Genomic DNA, 1,456 nt, shown 5'->3' with positions numbered 1-1,456 from the left:
CATAGGCGTTCATGGCACGAAGGTGGACCTGCACCTGGAGCGGCTCTGGTCACACAACATCACGTTGACAACCGGCCTGGTGAATACATACACCACGCCCATGCTGCTTTCAACTGTGGCGTCGAAACGCCTTGAACCGAAGAAGCTGGTCACGCACCGCTTCACGCTAGACCGGATCTTGGATGCCTACACTACGTTCTCCGATGCGGTGCATTCGCGGGCCTTGAAGGTTGTCATCTCGAACGAGGGAGCGTAGATAAAAAGCGGCCTGGACAAGCGGCTCCGGTTACGCCTGCTAGCGGGACTGAGCGTCTTGGTCGCGCCATCAAATCAGACCGTATGAACAGTTCTGCGGGGCTGGGGCGTGCGCGATCGAGAAATCGATAGTCCTTGGCGGATCAGGGCGAACGGGGCAACCGCGGCATTGCCTTAGCTGTGTTCGCAGGTCAAAGGCTTCAGCTGCGTTTCCCTTCGCCTCCTGTCGGTTTTCCTGAAGGTCTGTGATCCGTTGCTTCCCGTCGGGAAGCGTTCGACCTCAAGCCACCCTCAGATGGGGGTATTCGGTCGATCCGTGCAAAATTTGGCGGTAGCGGCGTACGAAACCGCTTGTAGCAAGGCTCTGCGGCCTCACTGGCTTTTGCAACTTGACGGATTTTCAACTCGTTGATCTGAAAGTGATTTTTCGTGCAAACCGCCAGAAAATGCACGGAAAGTACGAATACCCCGATTCACGTAACTGTGAACTATCCGGTTTTTGGTTCACTTAATTTTGAACCTTCTGATGACAACCGGCTTTTTCCAACGTCAGAAGTAGCAGCCGGTTGGCTCTTCTCGACCCATTGCCGCCCGTCGAGCTAGCGCGGCCTCTACGGCGGCTTTCAAGAGGTAAACGGCCGTTCGTCGACTCACATAGGAAGACGGGTGTTCGGCCTGAGCCGACGTTCATGCGACGATGTGGGTAAGGCAGCTGTAGGCCAGTCTCCTGCCGTTCGCGCATCGATGGCCGCCAATGTCAGCTCCCAGTGTCAGCGAACGCGTGCTATCGACCCACACCTTTATGCTCAGCTCTTGCTAGAAGATGGGAACCTCATCGTCCCATTTGTGGGAGTCGCTTCCAAGAAGGGGGATGCTGTAGTCCAAACTCCCCTTAAGAAATACGTTCAATGGATTGAATTGAAGTCTGAAATTATAATTGACGGTAATGCCGGCAGCGCTCGAGTATTCTGAGCGATTCAAGTGGTTTTTATCGAAGGTCAGCGTCGCGTTGCCTATGTCATAATTCAACACGCTGGTATCGGTCTGCAAGATGTATGTTCCATCAACCTCGTCTAGCGAAAATTCAATTTTCGCAATCCCAACGGGAATTTCCATCTTATATGGACACCGCCCGGTTTGCCAAGTTGATCTTATGTGATACGTGAGCGAGGTATCGGCTGCGGTCTTATATGCGGCCTTT

Annotated in this window: 1 protein-coding gene and 1 pseudogene; one reads left to right on the top strand and one right to left on the bottom strand. The window is 53.6% G+C overall.

All coding sequences use genetic code 11. The features are described from left to right. Window positions 1-256: pseudogene (locus P0D96_RS47910) on the top strand (alcohol dehydrogenase); the annotation flags it as partial. Window positions 257-1,071: 815 nt separating this feature from the next. On the opposite strand, the gene P0D96_RS47905 reads toward P0D96_RS47910, so the two are convergent. Next, window positions 1,072-1,456, bottom strand: a 385-nt coding sequence (locus P0D96_RS47905; RefSeq protein ID WP_408321317.1) for a hypothetical protein, incomplete at its 5' end; no start/stop codon positions are given.

Origin of the sequence: Paraburkholderia sp. RL17-347-BIC-D, from assembly GCF_046027915.1 — a bacterium.
Classification (GTDB): Bacteria; Pseudomonadota; Gammaproteobacteria; order Burkholderiales; family Burkholderiaceae; genus Paraburkholderia.
Note: the sequence above shows the minus strand (reverse complement) of the source record. Positions and strands in the feature narration are given on the sequence as shown.